We start from the raw sequence: 16,384 nt of genomic DNA, 5'->3' as shown, positions 1-16,384 counted from the left end.
AAATTATAAATTTAAATTCAAATGTGTAGCTAAATACTTTCCAGTGTACGAATCTTTTTGCTTTGCTAAATCTTCGGGCAATCCTTCAAAAACTAAATTACCACCGTAATCACCACCTTCAGGACCAATATCGATTACCCAATCGGCAGATTTAATCATATCCATATTGTGCTCGATAACCAAAATAGTATTGCCTTGTTCAATTAAGGTATTTAATGCTTTAAGCAACTTTTTAATATCGTGAAAATGCAAACCTGTTGTGGGTTCATCAAAAATAAACAACGTTTTATTGGCATTATTGCCTTTAATTAAGAATGAAGCTAATTTAATCCGCTGTGCTTCGCCACCCGATAAAGTGTTTGATGACTGCCCTAAATGCACATAACCCAAACCAACATCAACCAATGGATTTAGCTTATTTAAGATCTTTTGCTCATCTTTAAAAAACGTAACCGCTTCTTCAATGGTCATATCCAAAATTTCAGATACATTTTTATCGTGATACGAAATGTCTAAAACTTGTTGCTTAAATCTTTTGCCTCCACAAGCTTCGCATGGCAAATAAATATCGGCCATAAACTGCATTTCTATTTTCACTTCGCCTTCACCTTGGCATACATCGCAACGGCCACCTTCTACGTTAAAAGAAAAGGCTGCCGGTTTTAATCCCGCTGCTTTTGCCGATGCTAAACCTGAAAACAAAGCCCGAACATCATCCCAAGCTTTTACATACGTAACCGGATTAGAACGACTAGATCGCCCAATTGGGTTTTGATCGACCATTTCTACCGCACTTACCAAATCATAATTACCAAAAATGCCATCGTAAGCACCAGTTTGTTCGCCAGCATAATTTCCAATTACTTTCTGCAAAGCAGGATAAAGAATTTTCTTAACCAAACTCGTTTTCCCTGAACCCGAAACACCACTTACACAAGTAAAAACACCAAGTGGAAACTTTACATCAATGTTTTTTAAATTATTTTCTCTTGCACCTTTAATTAAAATATGATCGTTCCATTTACGGCGTTTTGTCGGAATCGCAATTTTTTCTGCTCCCGATAAATACCGGCCCGTTAAACTCTTTTTATCTTTAAGAATTTCTTCGTAATTGCCACTAAAAACTAAGTTTCCACCGTGGGTACCTGCCTCCGGACCAATATCAATAATATAATCGGCCGCACGCATCATTTCTTCTTCGTGCTCTACTACAATTACGGTATTGCCAACATTTCGCAATGCGATTAATACTTCGATGAGTTTATTGGTATCGCGTGGATGCAGACCAATACTCGGTTCATCTAACACATAAATAGAACCTACCAAGCTACTGCCTAATGAAGTTGCTAAATTTATCCGTTGCGATTCTCCTCCCGATAAAGTATTAGACAAACGATTTAACGTTAAATAACCCAAACCAACATTGTTTAAATATAGAAAACGGTTATCTATTTCGGCCAATAAACGTTTTGCAATTTTGGTATCGTTAACATTAAGTTTTAACTCATTAAAAAACACTAAAGCTTTAGATAAAGGCATTAAAACTACATCAATAATCGATTTTTCGGCTATTTTAACATAAGAAGCATCTTTGCGTAAACGTGAACCTTTACAATCCGGACACACCGTTTTTCCGCGGTAGCGCGATAACATTACGCGGTATTGAATTTTATAAGTTTGCGTCTCAAGCTCTTTAAAAAAAGCATCCAAACCTTCGAAATATTTATTGCCTGTCCACAATAATTTCTGCTCTTTTTCGGTTAACTGACTAAATGAACGGTGAATAGGAAAATCGAATTTTGAAGAAACCTTAATAAAATTCTGCAACCAAACACCCATTTTTTCTCCACGCCACGGCGCAATTGCATTATCGTAAACACTTTTGCTTTTATCGGGTATTACCAAATCTTCATCAATACCAATTACGTTTCCGTAACCCTCGCACCGCTTACAAGCCCCATAAGGATTATTAAACGAGAAGAAATTCGGCGTTGGTTCTTCAAATTTTATCCCATCAAGCTCAAACCGATCGCTAAAATGCTTGGTTTTATGTTCGGCATCTACATAGCAATCGCCTTTACCTTCAAAAAAAGCAGTTTGAACTGAATCTGCTAAGCGGCTCAAAGTTTCTTCTTCGATATTGTTCACAATCCTATCGACCAAAATCTGTACTGTTTTGTCGTCAGTTAATTCTGCATCCTTAAAATCAGGATCATCTAAAACAGCTTCAATTTTTAATATTTCGCCAGCTATTAAAACCCTTAAAAAACCTTTCTGCAATAAAATGGCAAGCTCTTCCTTAATCGTTCTATTGTTGTGCGGGTAGAGCGGACAAAAAATGGTTACCGTAGTATCTTGGGGCAAAGCGCCAACATAATCTACAACCGTACTTACGGTATCTCTTTTAACAATTTTGCCAGAAATTGGCGAAATTGTCTTGCCAATTCTAGAGAAAAGTAACTTCAAATAATCGTAAATTTCTGTCGATGTACCTACCGTAGAGCGCGGGTTTGAGGTAATTACCTTTTGCTCTATCGCAATTGCAGGTGCAATACCTTTAATATAATCTACATCGGGCTTGTTCATTCTGCCCATAAATTGGCGGGCGTAAGATGATAAACTTTCTACATAACGGCGTTGCCCTTCAGCATACAAAGTATCAAAAGCAAGCGACGATTTTCCTGAACCCGACATACCAGTTATTACAACTAATTTGTTTTTTGGGATGGCAACATCTATGTTTTTAAGGTTGTGCACACGTGCACCTTTTATAATTATATTTTTATGGGGATCTTTTTCGGCTTCTTTTTTGCTCATGGATAATAAGGTAGTTAAAATATAACCCCGTAAAATAGTATTGGGTTTTTAAAGACATACAAAAATAGGGTACTAGAGCGATTAATTCATTTTTTAACCCTAAATTTTTTGCTTTTTGATAAAAAAATAACTTTCTTTGAATAACGACTACGCATACCAAACAAAAAACAATTCATTAACATAGGAGAAGCGCTATAGAAATTAAACATCTACAAATTAATTTTTAGCAAATAGTACGGGATTTTAGTGTAGGTACACCTATGAATTTACAATCATATAATGATCAGGACCTGGTAAAGTTATACATTACCGGGAACGAGAATGGATTGCAGGAGCTGATAAGGCGATATAAAAGCAAAATTTATACTTCTATTTATTTATTGGTTAAAGACCAATATTTAGCAGAAGATATTTTTCAGGATGCTTTTATAAAAGTAATTAACACCCTCCGATCGGGAAGATATAACGAAGAAGGCAAATTTTTGCCTTGGGTAATGCGTATTGCCCATAATTTAGTTATCGATTACTTTCGGAAAGAAAAGCGAACACCTGTAATTACCAGCACCGATGGTACAGATGTGTTTGACATGCTCCAATTTCACGATGAAAGTACCGAAGATAAAATGCTTCGAGAACAATCTCATAAAGAATTAAAAGCAATGATCCAATTATTGCCCGATGACCAAAAAGAAGTATTGTTAATGCGCCATTACGGCGATTTAAGCTTTAAAGAAATTGCAGAATTAACCGAAGTTAGCATTAATACAGCCTTAGGTAGAATGCGTTATGCGCTAAGTAATTTGCGCAAAATGCTAAAAACCAAAGAGATGACATATAGAGGGTAATAAAAATGTTACGTACTGTTTTTAGGTGCGTAAAATAAAATTAAACAACTTCCGTTAAGTTTATAAAACTTATCACATTTAGTTGCTTATGACAAAAACCTCTACATCAAAACAAAGTGCAAATTTACAAAACAACATGTCTCCATTAGTTACAGATATGGAATCGGATGCTGATCTTGACTTATTTTACGATCAACTTAAAAGCAAGTTAAACGCGCTAATTGTAAGTCCACAAGATGAAACCATCGACAGGATTTTAGCTTACAGCAAATCGAAGTAATTTTTGCAACAAGAAAAGAGTCATTTTACAAAGTAAAATGGCTCTTTTTGTTTTATCAAGTCCGGTACTTTTTTCGCATTTCTACCTAATTAAATCGCTTAATAGCCATCGGTTGATTATTTTGCTAATCGATTGCCAATTATAAACTCGAAAAGCCAATAAAATCGTTTCAATTAATAGGAAACGATCGTTCAGTAATCTTAAAAATTCTCAGTCCTGCTGTTCGCTTTACTCCGTTGCACTCCATGTTCGCTGCCATCACGTTTAGTAACAAAGGTTAGTGCAGTTAAAAAATAAAACGCTTCAAAGCATTCCTTTCAATATTTGCCTGGTTACCAATAGTGGTCCGATGGCTGATCTGGGCAAAAATTAATTACTTAAAAGCCATCGGTTGATTATTTTGCTAGTCGATTGCCAATTATAAACTCGAAAATCCAATAAAATTGTTTCAATAATTAGGAAACGATCGTTCAGTAATCTTAAAAATTCTCAGTCCTGCTGTTCGCTTTACTCCGTTGCACTCCGTGTTCGCTGCCATCACGTTTAGTAACAAAGGTTAGTGCAGTTAAAAAATAAAACGCTTAAAAGCAATCCTTTCAATATTTGCCTGGTTACCAATAGTGGTCCGATGGCTGATCGACTACTTACCGCAAACAGGAGTTTTTAGCACCAATTTTGTTTTTAAACCCGATTGAAGTAAGTATACTTTTTTTCTACTGCCTGAAATTTTAGCTCGCAACTAACCGATGAAACACATCACTTTAATTAAAGCACAAACAGCAGTTTAAAAAGATACAACTGAAAGCGGGGCTACATTTACCGACAACCTACTGACTTTCGTTTTCAAATTAGCAAACCGAAATTTAAACGCTTTCTAAACAAATCCTTTAAATTACCTACCTATATTTGCCCATGCTTAAAAAAGAACGGTATAAACTTTTTGTAGAACATTTTTCGGCTAAACAGCCAAATGCCGAAACAGAGTTACATTATAATAATCCTTACCAATTGTTAGTGGCCGTTATTCTTTCGGCCCAATGCACCGACAAACGGATAAATATGGTTACGCCCGCACTTTTTCAGCGGTTTCCAAACGCAAAAGCATTGGCCGAAGTTACGCCAGACATTGTTTTTGATTATATAAAAAGTATTAGCTACCCCAATAATAAGGCTAAACATTTAGTTGGAATGGCCAATATTTTAGTCAACGAGTTTAATGATATCGTTCCATCTGACATTGATGATTTACAAAAAATGCCCGGCGTTGGCAGAAAAACGGCTAATGTTATTGCATCGGTAATTTATAATGCGCCTGCAATGGCTGTTGATACGCATGTATTTAGAGTAGCAAACCGTTTGGGTTTAACCAATGGAAAAACACCGTTAGCTGTAGAAAAAGACTTAGTAAAAAACTTGCCAGAACAAGATATTCATATTGCCCACCACTGGCTAATACTACATGGTAGATATGTTTGCGTGGCGAGAAGCCCGAAATGTAGCATTTGCGAGATTAGCCATATTTGCAGGTATTTTGAAAGAAATAAGTTGAAAGTTGAAAAGTTGAAGGTTTAATGTTCTACCCTATCACTCAACCCTTGTAACAGGTAACCCGAAACCAACAGTAAATCATTCGATAAAAATATTTTTCAATTTACTATTGATATTAGCTAAAAAACAATTACCTTAGCTAAATATATTAGTAATATAGTTTTAAACATCATAGTAATTTAGCCGATAATCAATTATATTTACGTAATCAAATTAAAAAAACAAACATGGCAAGCGCAAACCCAGATAAATTAAAAGCCCTACAATTAACCTTAGATAAATTAGAAAAATCGTACGGAAAAGGTACGATAATGAAATTGGGTGATACTGCTATTGAACCAATAGATTTTATTTCGACCGGATCTTTAGGTTTAGATATTGCTTTAGGCATTGGTGGAGTTCCGAAAGGAAGAGTTATTGAAATTTATGGTCCAGAATCATCTGGTAAAACAACTTTAGCCACTCATATTATTGCAGAAGCGCAAAAACGAGGTGGTATTGCTGCTTTTATTGATGCTGAACATGCATTCGATCAGTTTTACGCTAAGAAATTAGGTGTAGATACTGATAATTTGTTAATCTCTCAGCCAGATAATGGTGAGCAAGCTTTGGAAATTGCGGATAACTTAATCCGTTCTGGTGCAATTGATGTAATCGTGATTGACTCTGTTGCAGCGTTAGTACCTAAAAGTGAAATTGAAGGTGAAATGGGCGATAGTAAAATGGGTTTACATGCTCGTTTAATGAGTCAGGCTTTACGTAAGTTAACAGGAACAATTTCTAAAACGGGATGTTGCTGTATTTTCATTAATCAATTGCGTGAGAAAATTGGGGTTATGTTCGGTAATCCGGAGACAACAACTGGTGGTAATGCATTAAAGTTTTACGCTTCGGTACGTTTAGATATCCGTCGAATGTCTCAAATTAAAGATTCTGACGAGGTTGCGGGTAACCGAGTGAAGGTGAAAATTGTAAAAAATAAAGTTGCACCACCTTTCCGAATTGCAGAGTTTGATGTTATGTTTGGAGAAGGCATTTCTAAAAATGGTGAAATTGTAGATTTAGGCGTAGATTTCGGGATTATAAAAAAAGCAGGTTCTTGGTACTCTTACGGAGATACTAAATTAGGGCAAGGTAGAGATGCTGTAAAACAGTTATTAAATGATAATCCAGAATTAGCAGAGGAATTAGAACTTAAAATTAAAGCCGAAGTAACTGGCGATAAGTTGGAAGAAAAATAGTGTATCGTGTTTGCGAGGAGGAAAAAGTCTTCTCGCAAACACGATTTTTTTATTGGATTTTTAGGATAAGGACAAAATTTCGCTAGTCAGGAAATGTTTTCCTGACTTACTGATCTGAGGATTTTTAAAATCCTCTATTCGGGGATTAGGATTGCAAATCCTAATCAACAAACTTCATTTTCCCTATTGCTAAAAAGATTGCTTCATCGGCTGAAAAAGTCTTCTCGCAATAACGACCTTTTTATTGGATCTGCCTCGACGCTTCGTCTTTGCGAGGAGGAACGACGAAGCAATCTTTCTTGTTTAATAGATTGCTTCATCGGCTGAAAAAGCTGTTTCGCAAACACGATTTTTTTATTGCATCTGCCTCGACGCCCCGTCCTTGCGAGGAGGAACGACGAAGCAACCTTTCTTGTTTAATAGATTGCTTCATCGGCTGAAAAAGCTCTTTCGCAAACACGATTTTTTTATTGAATTTTTAGGATAAGGACAAAATTTCGCTAGTCAGGAAATGTTTTCCTGGATTACTGATCTGAGGATTTTTAAAATCCTCTATTCGGGGATTAGGATTGCAAATCCTAATCAACAAACTTCATTTGCGCCTTGCAATCCAAAGGTTTAAGCTACTTCGTAGGATCTTGACTAAAAACTGCGTTAAAATCTTTAGTAATATAAATAATAGCTAAAAACCCGCCTACAATTAATGCACCGAGGATAACAATCCCCCAAATACCCGCAAATTTATTTTTGTCTTTCCTGATTAACCAATATAATACGCCTATTAAAGGAAGTCCGCATACCAACCAAAATACTAAAGAAGCTCCTGCCATATAAATTAAATTTTCAGTTGGCAGTTTTCAATTTACAAACCAACAATAAAACGTCTATTAAAAAAATCTAACCAATTATCCTAAGTCGGTTAACAAATAACCCAACTAAACATTCAAACAATTAATCACCCAAACCTAACCAAATAAATTAAAATTCCATTCTCGCCAATGGCGAAACACTTTGATCTGCAAAATCATTTTTTAAAAATTTATGATAACCTGCAATTGCAATCATACCAGCATTATCGGTACAATATTGAAAAGCCGGAACATAAACTTTCCAACCATAATCAACAGCACCGTTTTGTAATGCTTGTCTTAAGCCCGAATTAGCAGATACGCCACCCGCAATAGCAATTTCATTAATGCCATAAAGCTTTGACGCCATTTTTAGCTTATTCATTAAAATTTCTATAATGCTATGTTGTACCGATGCACAAATATCATCTAAATTTTCGGCAATAAAGTTTGGGTTTACTTTTTCTTGCTTTCTGATAAAATACAGAATAGACGTTTTAAAACCGCTGAAACTAAAATTAAGATCGGCAATTTGTGGCACTGCAAATTTAAAAGCATTAGGATTTCCTAATTTGGCATGTTTATCAATCAATGGTCCGCCTGGATACGGTAGAGAAAGTATTTTGGCCGTTTTATCAAAAGCTTCGCCAGCGGCATCGTCCAAAGTTTCGCCAACAACTTCCATATCAAAAAAATCTTTTACCAATACAATTTGAGTATGCCCGCCAGAAACGGTTAAGCACAAAAACGGAAATGCAGGCTTTGGTTCATCCCCGCCTGCGGAACGGGCAGGAATAAAATGAGCCAAAATATGTGCATGCATGTGATTAACAGAAATTAAGGGTATATTTAACGCTAACGCAAAAGATTTTGCAAAAGAAACACCGACTAATAGAGAACCCAATAAGCCAGGGCCACGTGTAAAAGCAACCGCAGTTATGTCCTGTTTCGTCACTCCAGCATCAATCAGCGCCTGTGTTACAGTGGGCACGATGTTCTGTTGATGTACTCTTGAAGCCAATTCGGGAATTACACCACCATAATTTTGATGAATAGTTTGGTTTGCAATAACATTGGACGTAATTTCGCCGTTATTACAAATGGAAACTGAAGTATCGTCGCAAGAGGACTCTATAGCAAGTATAATAGACAAATTATTTATTTTTTAAGCTTCAAAATTATTAAAAAACTATTTAAAATATTTCTTTGGGTAATTGCATCAATAATATTGTTGCTCGCGTTGCTTGTGTTCTCGTTACAGTTTAAACCTGTTCAAACTTACTTTGCCCAAAAAGCAGCTGCATATTTATCAAAAGAATTAGACTACAAAAATACAATAACTATTAAGAGTTTATATTTAAAACCCTTTAAATCTGTAGTGCTCGAAGATTTACTTGTTTTAGATGCGCAAAAAGATACCTTATTGTTTATGCCTAAATTCATGGTCGATTTAAATCGACTATCGTTGGATAAACGGATTGTGGATGTAAATACCGTACAACTAAACGATGGAAAATTCTTTTTAAAAGATTATAAAGACAAAACATCCAACCTCGATGTAATCATCAACTACTTCGATTCGGCGCCAACTATGCCAAAAAAGAAAAAACAGCCTTATAAAATAAATTTCGATAGAATTATTTTAAACAACATAGCCTTTAAATACATCAATTATAAATACAAAGATTCGCTTAAAAATCATGTTAATTTCGACAACGTAAGTTTAAAGCAACTAAGTGGGATTTTTGAAGGTTTAGATACCAAAAACCATTTAGTTAAAACAACTATTAAAAACTTAACTTTTAGGGAGAAAAGCGGATTTTACCTGAAAAACCTTTCGGCAGAGACTACAATCGACAGCAATAAAATAGAGTTGAATAAACTGCTTTTGGTTACCGACCGCAGTAGGCTTACCGATTTTTATCAGATGCGTTTTAAAACTTTTCGGGATTTTAACAAATATGTAGGAAACGTGAGGATGAAAGCTAACTTTAAAGACAGTCATCTATCATCAAAAGACGTTGCTTACTTCGCACCTGAATTAGATGACATGCATTTAGATTTGGATATTGATGGACAAATCTCTGGTCTGGTTGGCGATTTAAAAGCGAAGAAACTATCATTAAAGGCCGGAAACGCAACATACATAAAAGGCGATTTTATCCTTAAAGGCTTACCAAAATGGAAAGAAACCTTTATGGATTTAAAAATTGAAATGGCAGGAACAAACAAGTCAGATTTAGACGAGGTGATAAAGGGCATTACCGGAAGCAAAAAGTCTCAAATCCCAATTATTGTGAAAAAATTTGGTAACATAAATTTCAACGGTAGCTTTACCGGTTTCCAAAATGATTTTATAGCGTACGGAGAATTCAAAACCAAATTAGGTAGAGTGGTTTCGGATGTTAATATGAAAATCGACAAAAATAATGTGCCTTCATACACCGGAAATATTAAAACTTACGACTTTAATATTGGCAACTTATTAGATGAAAAAAGCTTAGGAAGAATTACATCATCACTCAACGTTCAAGGTAAAGGAACCGAGCTTAATGGATTGAAAGAAAAATTAAATGGCGATGTTTCTTATATAGATTTTAACAATTACCGATATACCAATGTTAAAATTGATGGCACATTTGAAAAGAAATTTTTTGATGGAAAGTTGAGCATCAACGATAAAAATGTAAAACTTATTTTTGACGGAAATGTAAACCTAAACCCCAAATTACCGATATTTAATTTTAATGCAACCATTACCAATGCTAAATTAAAAGCCCTAAAACTGTTAAAAGATACAGTAATGGTTGATGCCAAGTTTACTACGAATTTTTCGGGCACGAACTTAAGCAACATTGCTGGAAGTTTATTCATCAACGACATTAGGATTGAAAACCCAAAAGGAATTTACACAATCGACTCGGTAAGCTTGCAGGCAAATGGAAATGGTGTTGACAGGAAATTAGTGATCAGCTCTGATATTTTAGATGCTAGTATTCGAGGTGAATTCGATTTAAATTCTATCGGTTCGTACTATAAAGCCATCGCTAAAACTTATATTCCATCGTTTAAACCAGACTTAATAAAATATAAAAATCAAATTTTTCAGTTTAATTTAAAGGTTAAAAAATTTGAGCCGATTGCGCAAATATTTGTGCCGAGTTTAGCGTTAGATGAAGGTGCAACATTTGTAGGTAATTTTGATTCGCGGAATAATATCGCGACGTTAAACGGATTTATTAAGAATTTGAAGTATAAAGGCATTGTTGTAAATAACATCATCATTGATGAAAATACAACCGAACGCCAACTACAATTAAACCTTACTTCCGATCGCGTACAAATTAACGATAGCCTCTTCATAAAAGATGTAAACATTTCTAATATCCTACGAAACGATAGCTTAGCTTTTAACGTAAAACTATCAAGCGCAGAAGCTTTTAATCAGTTAGATTTGAACGGTTTAGTGGAATTTACAAAGAATCGAGATACCACCGCCAAACTAAGCATCTTACCATCAATTCTGATTATTAATGGAGAGGAATGGAGAATAGAAGAAAAATTTAAAGTGGCTTTCAATAATGGAAAAACCCAAATTGATAACTTTGATTTAAGTAACGGAACACAGCAAATTACGGCTGATGGCCTGCTATCAGATGATCCAAATGATTTGATGAAAATTGGATTTAACAATTTTAATTTAAAAACTTTAAATCCGTTTACAAAAGGTTTTGGCGTTAAATTAAGTGGCAATGTAAATGGAAAAACTGATTTGTATGGTGCTTTAAAGAATTTGCGGGTAAGAGATGATATCAAAGTTGATTCCTTAACATTTAACGACATTTATATTGGCACGCTTACAGATACCTCTGCCTTTAGCAAAGATTTAAACAAAGCTGATGTTTATACCAAAATCGTAGCCGATGGTAAAGAAACTTTTAAAGTTACCGGCGGACTTGACCTAAAGCAAAAAGAAATTGATTTACAGGTTATGATGAGCGATACGAAACTAACCGTTTTAGAACCCTTGGTAAAGAAGTTAGTGACCAATTTAAAAGGTAATATTTCGGCAGATTTAAGCATCAAAGGCAAATTAGATCATCCATTAATAAATGGAACTTTAAAGCTGAATAAAGGTCAGCTGATGGTGAATTACCTAAAAACCACCTATATCATTACCGATAATGTGGATGTGGAAAATAGTATCATCAATATCAATGATTTTACGTTAAATGATGTTGAAGGACACCAAGCGGTTGCAAACGGAACTGTTGATTTGACTAATATTGATGATCCAGACATTAATGTTCAGCTAAATGCAGATGGTTTAATGGCGCTTAATACTACTGCTAAAGACAACGCTGTATATTATGGTAGGGCTTACGGCACAGGTTTATTTAAGTTTAATGGCCCAACCAGTAAAATGCGGATAGACATTAAAGCGAAAACCGAAAAAGGCACCGTATTTAACCTTCCGCTAAATAGTTCTGAAACGGTAAGTGATAAAGATTTTATAAATTTTGTAAGTAGTGATACCAGCAAAGTAGTTAAAAAAGCGACTAACTTTGATGGATTAACGTTAAGTTTCAAACTGACAATAGACCCAAATACCACAGCAAATATTTATACCGCTTTAGGTAATTTGAGTGGGAAGGGAAATGCAGAATTAAACTTAAACATCAATAGCTTGGGTGATTTTGAAATGTCGGGAGATTATATCATTGAAACCGGAAGTTTTGATTTCACTGCCCAAGAATATATAAATAAAAAATTTGACATAAGACAGGGTGGAACAATTAGGTGGACAGGAAACCCGACTGCAGCTCAAATTAATTTAAAGGCTACTTATGCAGTAAGGGCCAACCTAAACGAATTGTTTAAAGCTGCAAATAGAGATGCAAGCAGTAACGCCAATCAACGTGTAAATACCGAAGTAGAGATGGGTTTAACCGAGCTTTTATTAAAACCCGAGATTAAACTAAACATTAATTTTCCATCCCAACCAGCGATAAAGGAAGAGCTTCAAACTTATTTTAGCGACCAGAACAATGTAAACCTTCAAGCTTTAAGTTTGATTATTAGGAGGAGTTTTGCGCCAGGAAATGGTGGCCAATCTATCGCCAACCAATTACAATCTACGGTTTCTAGCACCGCAACAGAATTGGTTTTTAATCAGTTCAATAATGTTCTTTCTTCATTAAACTTAAACTTTGTCGATTTTAACGTAAAATCATTGAGTGAGGCAAGTGCATCACTTAAGTTTTTTAACGATCGTTTAATCATCAATGCGGGTATTGTTGATCGGAATAGTTTGAATGATTTCTCTGTAATCGACTTTTCGAAAAACAATGTAGGTAGCGAAGTGGAAGCTTTATTTTTAATTAGAAAAGATGGTACGCTTACCGGGAAAGTTGCGAATAAACCGCCAACTCAACAAAGTATATTTTTAAATAGCGGTATCAGTCCGACGGCAAATGTAACCTCTCTCGGTATTATTTATACCCAACAATTTGATACATTTAAGGAATTTATACAGAAGATAACGGGTTCGTATCGCAAAAACTTAAAGCGCAAACAAGCCGAGAATCCTATAAAAACAAATAAATCGGTACCGAAAGAAGTGATTATGAAGCAAACGAGAGAAAATAAAAACAGAAAATAGTGGGCAGTTCGTAGTTTTCGGCTCATAGTTTGAGATGGGCTGCATAACCTAAGTTCGATAAATAAATACTACTTTCCAGAATCTAAATGGCGTTTTAAGTAGTCCGTCCGTCACCCTGAATTCAGTTCAAGGTTTTTATAGCAGGAAAGATGCTGATCCCGAAAAATTCGGGACAGCATGACGGTAAGCCTAAGTTTCAGATAATAGTAGTCCGTCCGTCACCCTGAATTCAGTTCAGGGTCTTTATAGCAGGAAAGATGCTGATCCCGAAAAATTCGGGACAGCATGAAGGTAAGCCTAAGTTTCAGATAATTGTTAACGCTAAACCTTCAACCCTCAACTTTTAACTTTCTACTTTCAACCAAAAAACTATCCCTTCATAATCGAGTGCCCCATTTTATCGCGTTTGGTTTTAAGGTATCTTTCGTTGTGGCTATTGCTTTCAATTTCAATCGGAATATTTTCCACCACTTCTAATCCATAACCAATTAAACCTGCTCTCTTGGTTGGGTTATTGCTCATTAAGCGCATTTTAGTTACACCTTCTGAACGTAAGATTTGAGCGCCCACGCCGTAGTCGCGTTCATCGCCTTTAAAACCTAATTTTATATTGGCTTCTACAGTATCAAAACCAGCATCTTGCAAATTGTACGAACGTAATTTATTTACAAGTCCAATACCTCTACCCTCTTGGTTCATATAAATTACAATTCCTTTACCTTCTTTCTCAATCATTTCTAACGCTTTATGCAATTGTGGTCCACAATCGCACCTACAAGAACCAAAAATATCTCCGGTAACGCAAGAGCTATGTACACGGGCTAAAATAGGTTCATCAGCATTCCATTCGCCTTTCGATATCGCTAAATGTGTCGCATCATTATCTAACTGGGTATAGGCAGTCATTTTAAAATTTCCCCATTCCGTAGGCAAGTTAATGGTTACTTCTTGTTTTATTAAGCTATCGATATTTAAACGATAAGCGATTAAATCTTCTATAGAAATTATTTTTAATTGATGTTGTGCTGCGATCTTAAACAAATCAGGTAAGCGAGCCATTTCGCCATCTTCTTTCAATATTTCTACTAAAACACCCGCTGGTTTCATTCCCGCTAAACGGGCCAAATCTACCGCAGCTTCGGTATGTCCGGCTCTTCTAATTACGCCACCATCTTTGGCAATTAATGGAAAAATATGTCCGGGTCTGCCTAGTTCTTCAGGTTCGGTTTGCGGATTTACCAGCGCCATTATCGTTTTAGAGCGGTCGCTTGCCGAAATACCAGTTGTACAGCCATTGCCAACCAAATCTACCGAAACAGTAAAATTAGTTTCGTAAGCAGCCGTATTTTTGCCTACCATCAAATTCAAATTTAATTCTTTACAACGCTGTTCGGTGAGTGATGCGCATATTAATCCTCGGCCATAAGTAGCCATAAAATTAATTACCTCAGGCGTTGCATTTTCTGCAGCGGTTAAAAAATCGCCTTCGTTCTCCCTGTTTTCATCATCAACAACTATAATTACTTTACCAGCTTTTATATCGGCGATTGCCTCTTGTATTGAGTTTAATTTTGCTTGCATTTTTGCGTACAATTAATAAAAACCCTGAACGGATTTTATGCACAAAGGTACAACCTTATTAAGCAAAACACCGAAAAAAATATCATTTCTAAGTAAAGGAAAAGGATATGTTAAGACTACTTGATCTTTAAAAGTTTGATGAAAAATTGTTTATAATAGTTCAAATCAAATAAAGCAGAATCTGCTGTGGCTTTATAAGTTAAAAAAGCTGCCAACGGCGATAAAATAATAAACGCCAGCCACATGCCAAACACAGGATTTAAGGAACCATCTCTCGCTGATTTTTCGGCCACAGTAGTAATAATATGGTAAATTAAGAAAAATACAACCGCAATTACAACTGGTAAACCCATACCACCTTTTCTGATGATGGCGCCCAAAGGTGCTCCTATAAAGAACAACAATATACACGAAGCCGCTAACGTAAACTTCCGTTGATATTCTACACTCGTAAAAATAATTTCACCCTCCAAGTTAGTATGTGCTGGCACTCTGTTTTCGAGGTATTGACTTACGTTGGTTAATGTGGCAGTTGCATTTTGTAAAGTCTGCATTCGGTAATCTTTTGGAATATTTTTTAAAATATCGGTACCTACTACAATTGGCTTTACTTTAATTTTGGTGTAACCTCTTGCTACATCATTTTGTTTGTAGTTGGCTGCCATAGAAATTTTAGTGAAACGATTGATGGTGTCCATCTTTTTGATGAGCGAATCTTGCTTTCGACTAATTCCCTTTAAATTTAGTACCTGAGTGCTTGTGCCAAACGCTTTTGGATCGGTTTTACTCATTCCAAATGTTGATAAATCCAATCTTATTTCAGTGGCGTTAAAACGAGTGCGATTTAAAATCTGGCGGGGATTATAACTTCCTGCTTTTCCAGATTGTTCTTCATACTGTATGCCATCCTTAAGTTTAATAATCAGAAATTTTCCATCATCGGTTTTGAGCATTTCGCCCTCTTTAGCCATTATAATTTTAGGGATACCGTTCGTGCCTTTATGATCGTAAATAATTAAACCGTATAATTTATCGGTGTTATCTTTACTATCTACCCGGATGGAGTAATTTGGAATACTGTTATTGAAAACACCGGGCTTAATTAAAAAAGCCAACTTAGTTTTGGTTACATCGAAAAGTGCTGAACCAAGTTTTAAATTGGCTTTCGGCAAAATATAATTCGAAAATAACAAAGAGGCTACTGTGAGCGATAAAATAACAACAAATAACGGCCGCATTGCTTTCTGTAACGAAATACCGGCCGATTTAATGGCCACCAATTCGTAGTTTTCGCCAAGTGTGCCAAACGTCATGATGGAGGAAAGCAATACCGAAAGTGGTAATGCCATAGAAATTTGAACCAACGATTGGTAATACATCAGCTCTAAAATAGTGTACCACTCAAAGCCTTTACCAATTAAATCATCAACGTATTTGAACAAAAAAAACATCAATAAAATAAACATCACCACAAAAAAGGTGGCAATGAATGGATTTATAAATGATTTTATTAAAAGAAGATGTATTTTTTTCACCCTTCAAAGGTAGCCAAAAGACAGGAA

The 16,384-nt window shown here is 35.5% G+C and carries 10 protein-coding genes; 5 read left to right on the top strand and 5 right to left on the bottom strand.

The window, feature by feature from the left end; genetic code table 11:
* Nucleotides 1–3 precede the first annotated feature (3 nt).
* Nucleotides 4–2,817, bottom strand: a complete 2,814-nt coding sequence (gene uvrA / locus EZJ43_RS09700; RefSeq protein ID WP_133262513.1) for an excinuclease ABC subunit UvrA — start codon at nucleotides 2,815–2,817, stop codon at nucleotides 4–6.
* A gap of 260 nt (nucleotides 2,818–3,077) precedes the next feature.
* Between uvrA and EZJ43_RS09695 the strand changes: the two genes are divergently transcribed.
* The 4 genes from EZJ43_RS09695 (at nucleotide 3,078) to recA (ending at nucleotide 6,731) form a co-directional block, all read left to right on the top strand.
* The gene (locus tag EZJ43_RS09695) at nucleotides 3,078–3,662 is read left to right on the top strand and encodes an RNA polymerase sigma factor (protein ID WP_133262512.1); all 585 of its coding nucleotides are present in this window, start codon (nucleotides 3,078–3,080) and stop codon (nucleotides 3,660–3,662) included.
* Nucleotides 3,663–3,750: 88 nt separating this feature from the next.
* A complete protein-coding gene (locus tag EZJ43_RS09690) occupies nucleotides 3,751–3,942 on the top strand; it encodes a hypothetical protein (RefSeq protein WP_133262511.1) in 192 nt (63 codons plus the stop codon).
* 912 nt (nucleotides 3,943–4,854) lie between these two features.
* On the top strand, nucleotides 4,855–5,514 hold the full coding sequence (gene nth / locus EZJ43_RS09685) for an endonuclease III (RefSeq protein ID WP_133262510.1): 660 nt from the start codon (nucleotides 4,855–4,857) through the stop codon (nucleotides 5,512–5,514).
* A gap of 203 nt (nucleotides 5,515–5,717) precedes the next feature.
* Complete coding sequence (recA, locus tag EZJ43_RS09680; RefSeq protein WP_133262509.1) at nucleotides 5,718–6,731, top strand: recombinase RecA; 1,014 nt, start codon at nucleotides 5,718–5,720, stop codon at nucleotides 6,729–6,731.
* A 623-nt stretch (nucleotides 6,732–7,354) separates the two neighbouring features.
* Here recA and EZJ43_RS09675 read toward each other — a convergent pair.
* The gene (locus EZJ43_RS09675) at nucleotides 7,355–7,561 is read right to left on the bottom strand and encodes a hypothetical protein (protein WP_133262508.1); all 207 of its coding nucleotides are present in this window, start codon (nucleotides 7,559–7,561) and stop codon (nucleotides 7,355–7,357) included.
* Between the two features lie 148 nt (nucleotides 7,562–7,709).
* Nucleotides 7,710–8,732, bottom strand: a complete 1,023-nt coding sequence (tsaD, locus tag EZJ43_RS09670; protein WP_133262507.1) for a tRNA (adenosine(37)-N6)-threonylcarbamoyltransferase complex transferase subunit TsaD — start codon at nucleotides 8,730–8,732, stop codon at nucleotides 7,710–7,712.
* Nucleotides 8,733–8,810: 78 nt separating this feature from the next.
* Here tsaD and EZJ43_RS09665 point away from each other — a divergent pair, with 78 nt between their 5' ends.
* Complete coding sequence (locus EZJ43_RS09665; protein WP_243718076.1) at nucleotides 8,811–13,241, top strand: translocation/assembly module TamB domain-containing protein; 4,431 nt, start codon at nucleotides 8,811–8,813, stop codon at nucleotides 13,239–13,241.
* A 369-nt stretch (nucleotides 13,242–13,610) separates the two neighbouring features.
* Here EZJ43_RS09665 and EZJ43_RS09660 read toward each other — a convergent pair whose 3' ends face one another.
* Both EZJ43_RS09660 and EZJ43_RS09655 read right to left on the bottom strand, forming a co-directional pair.
* Nucleotides 13,611–14,822 (bottom strand): bifunctional 3,4-dihydroxy-2-butanone-4-phosphate synthase/GTP cyclohydrolase II, encoded by a 1,212-nt coding sequence (locus tag EZJ43_RS09660; protein WP_133262505.1) that lies wholly within the window; start codon nucleotides 14,820–14,822, stop codon nucleotides 13,611–13,613.
* A 116-nt stretch (nucleotides 14,823–14,938) separates the two neighbouring features.
* Nucleotides 14,939–16,357, bottom strand: a complete 1,419-nt coding sequence (locus tag EZJ43_RS09655; protein WP_133262504.1) for an LptF/LptG family permease — start codon at nucleotides 16,355–16,357, stop codon at nucleotides 14,939–14,941.
* Between the last annotated feature and the right edge of the window lie 27 nt (nucleotides 16,358–16,384).

This window comes from Pedobacter changchengzhani, assembly GCF_004354365.1.
GTDB lineage: Bacteria > Bacteroidota > Bacteroidia > Sphingobacteriales > Sphingobacteriaceae > Pedobacter > Pedobacter changchengzhani.
Note: the sequence above shows the minus strand (reverse complement) of the source record. Positions and strands in the feature narration are given on the sequence as shown.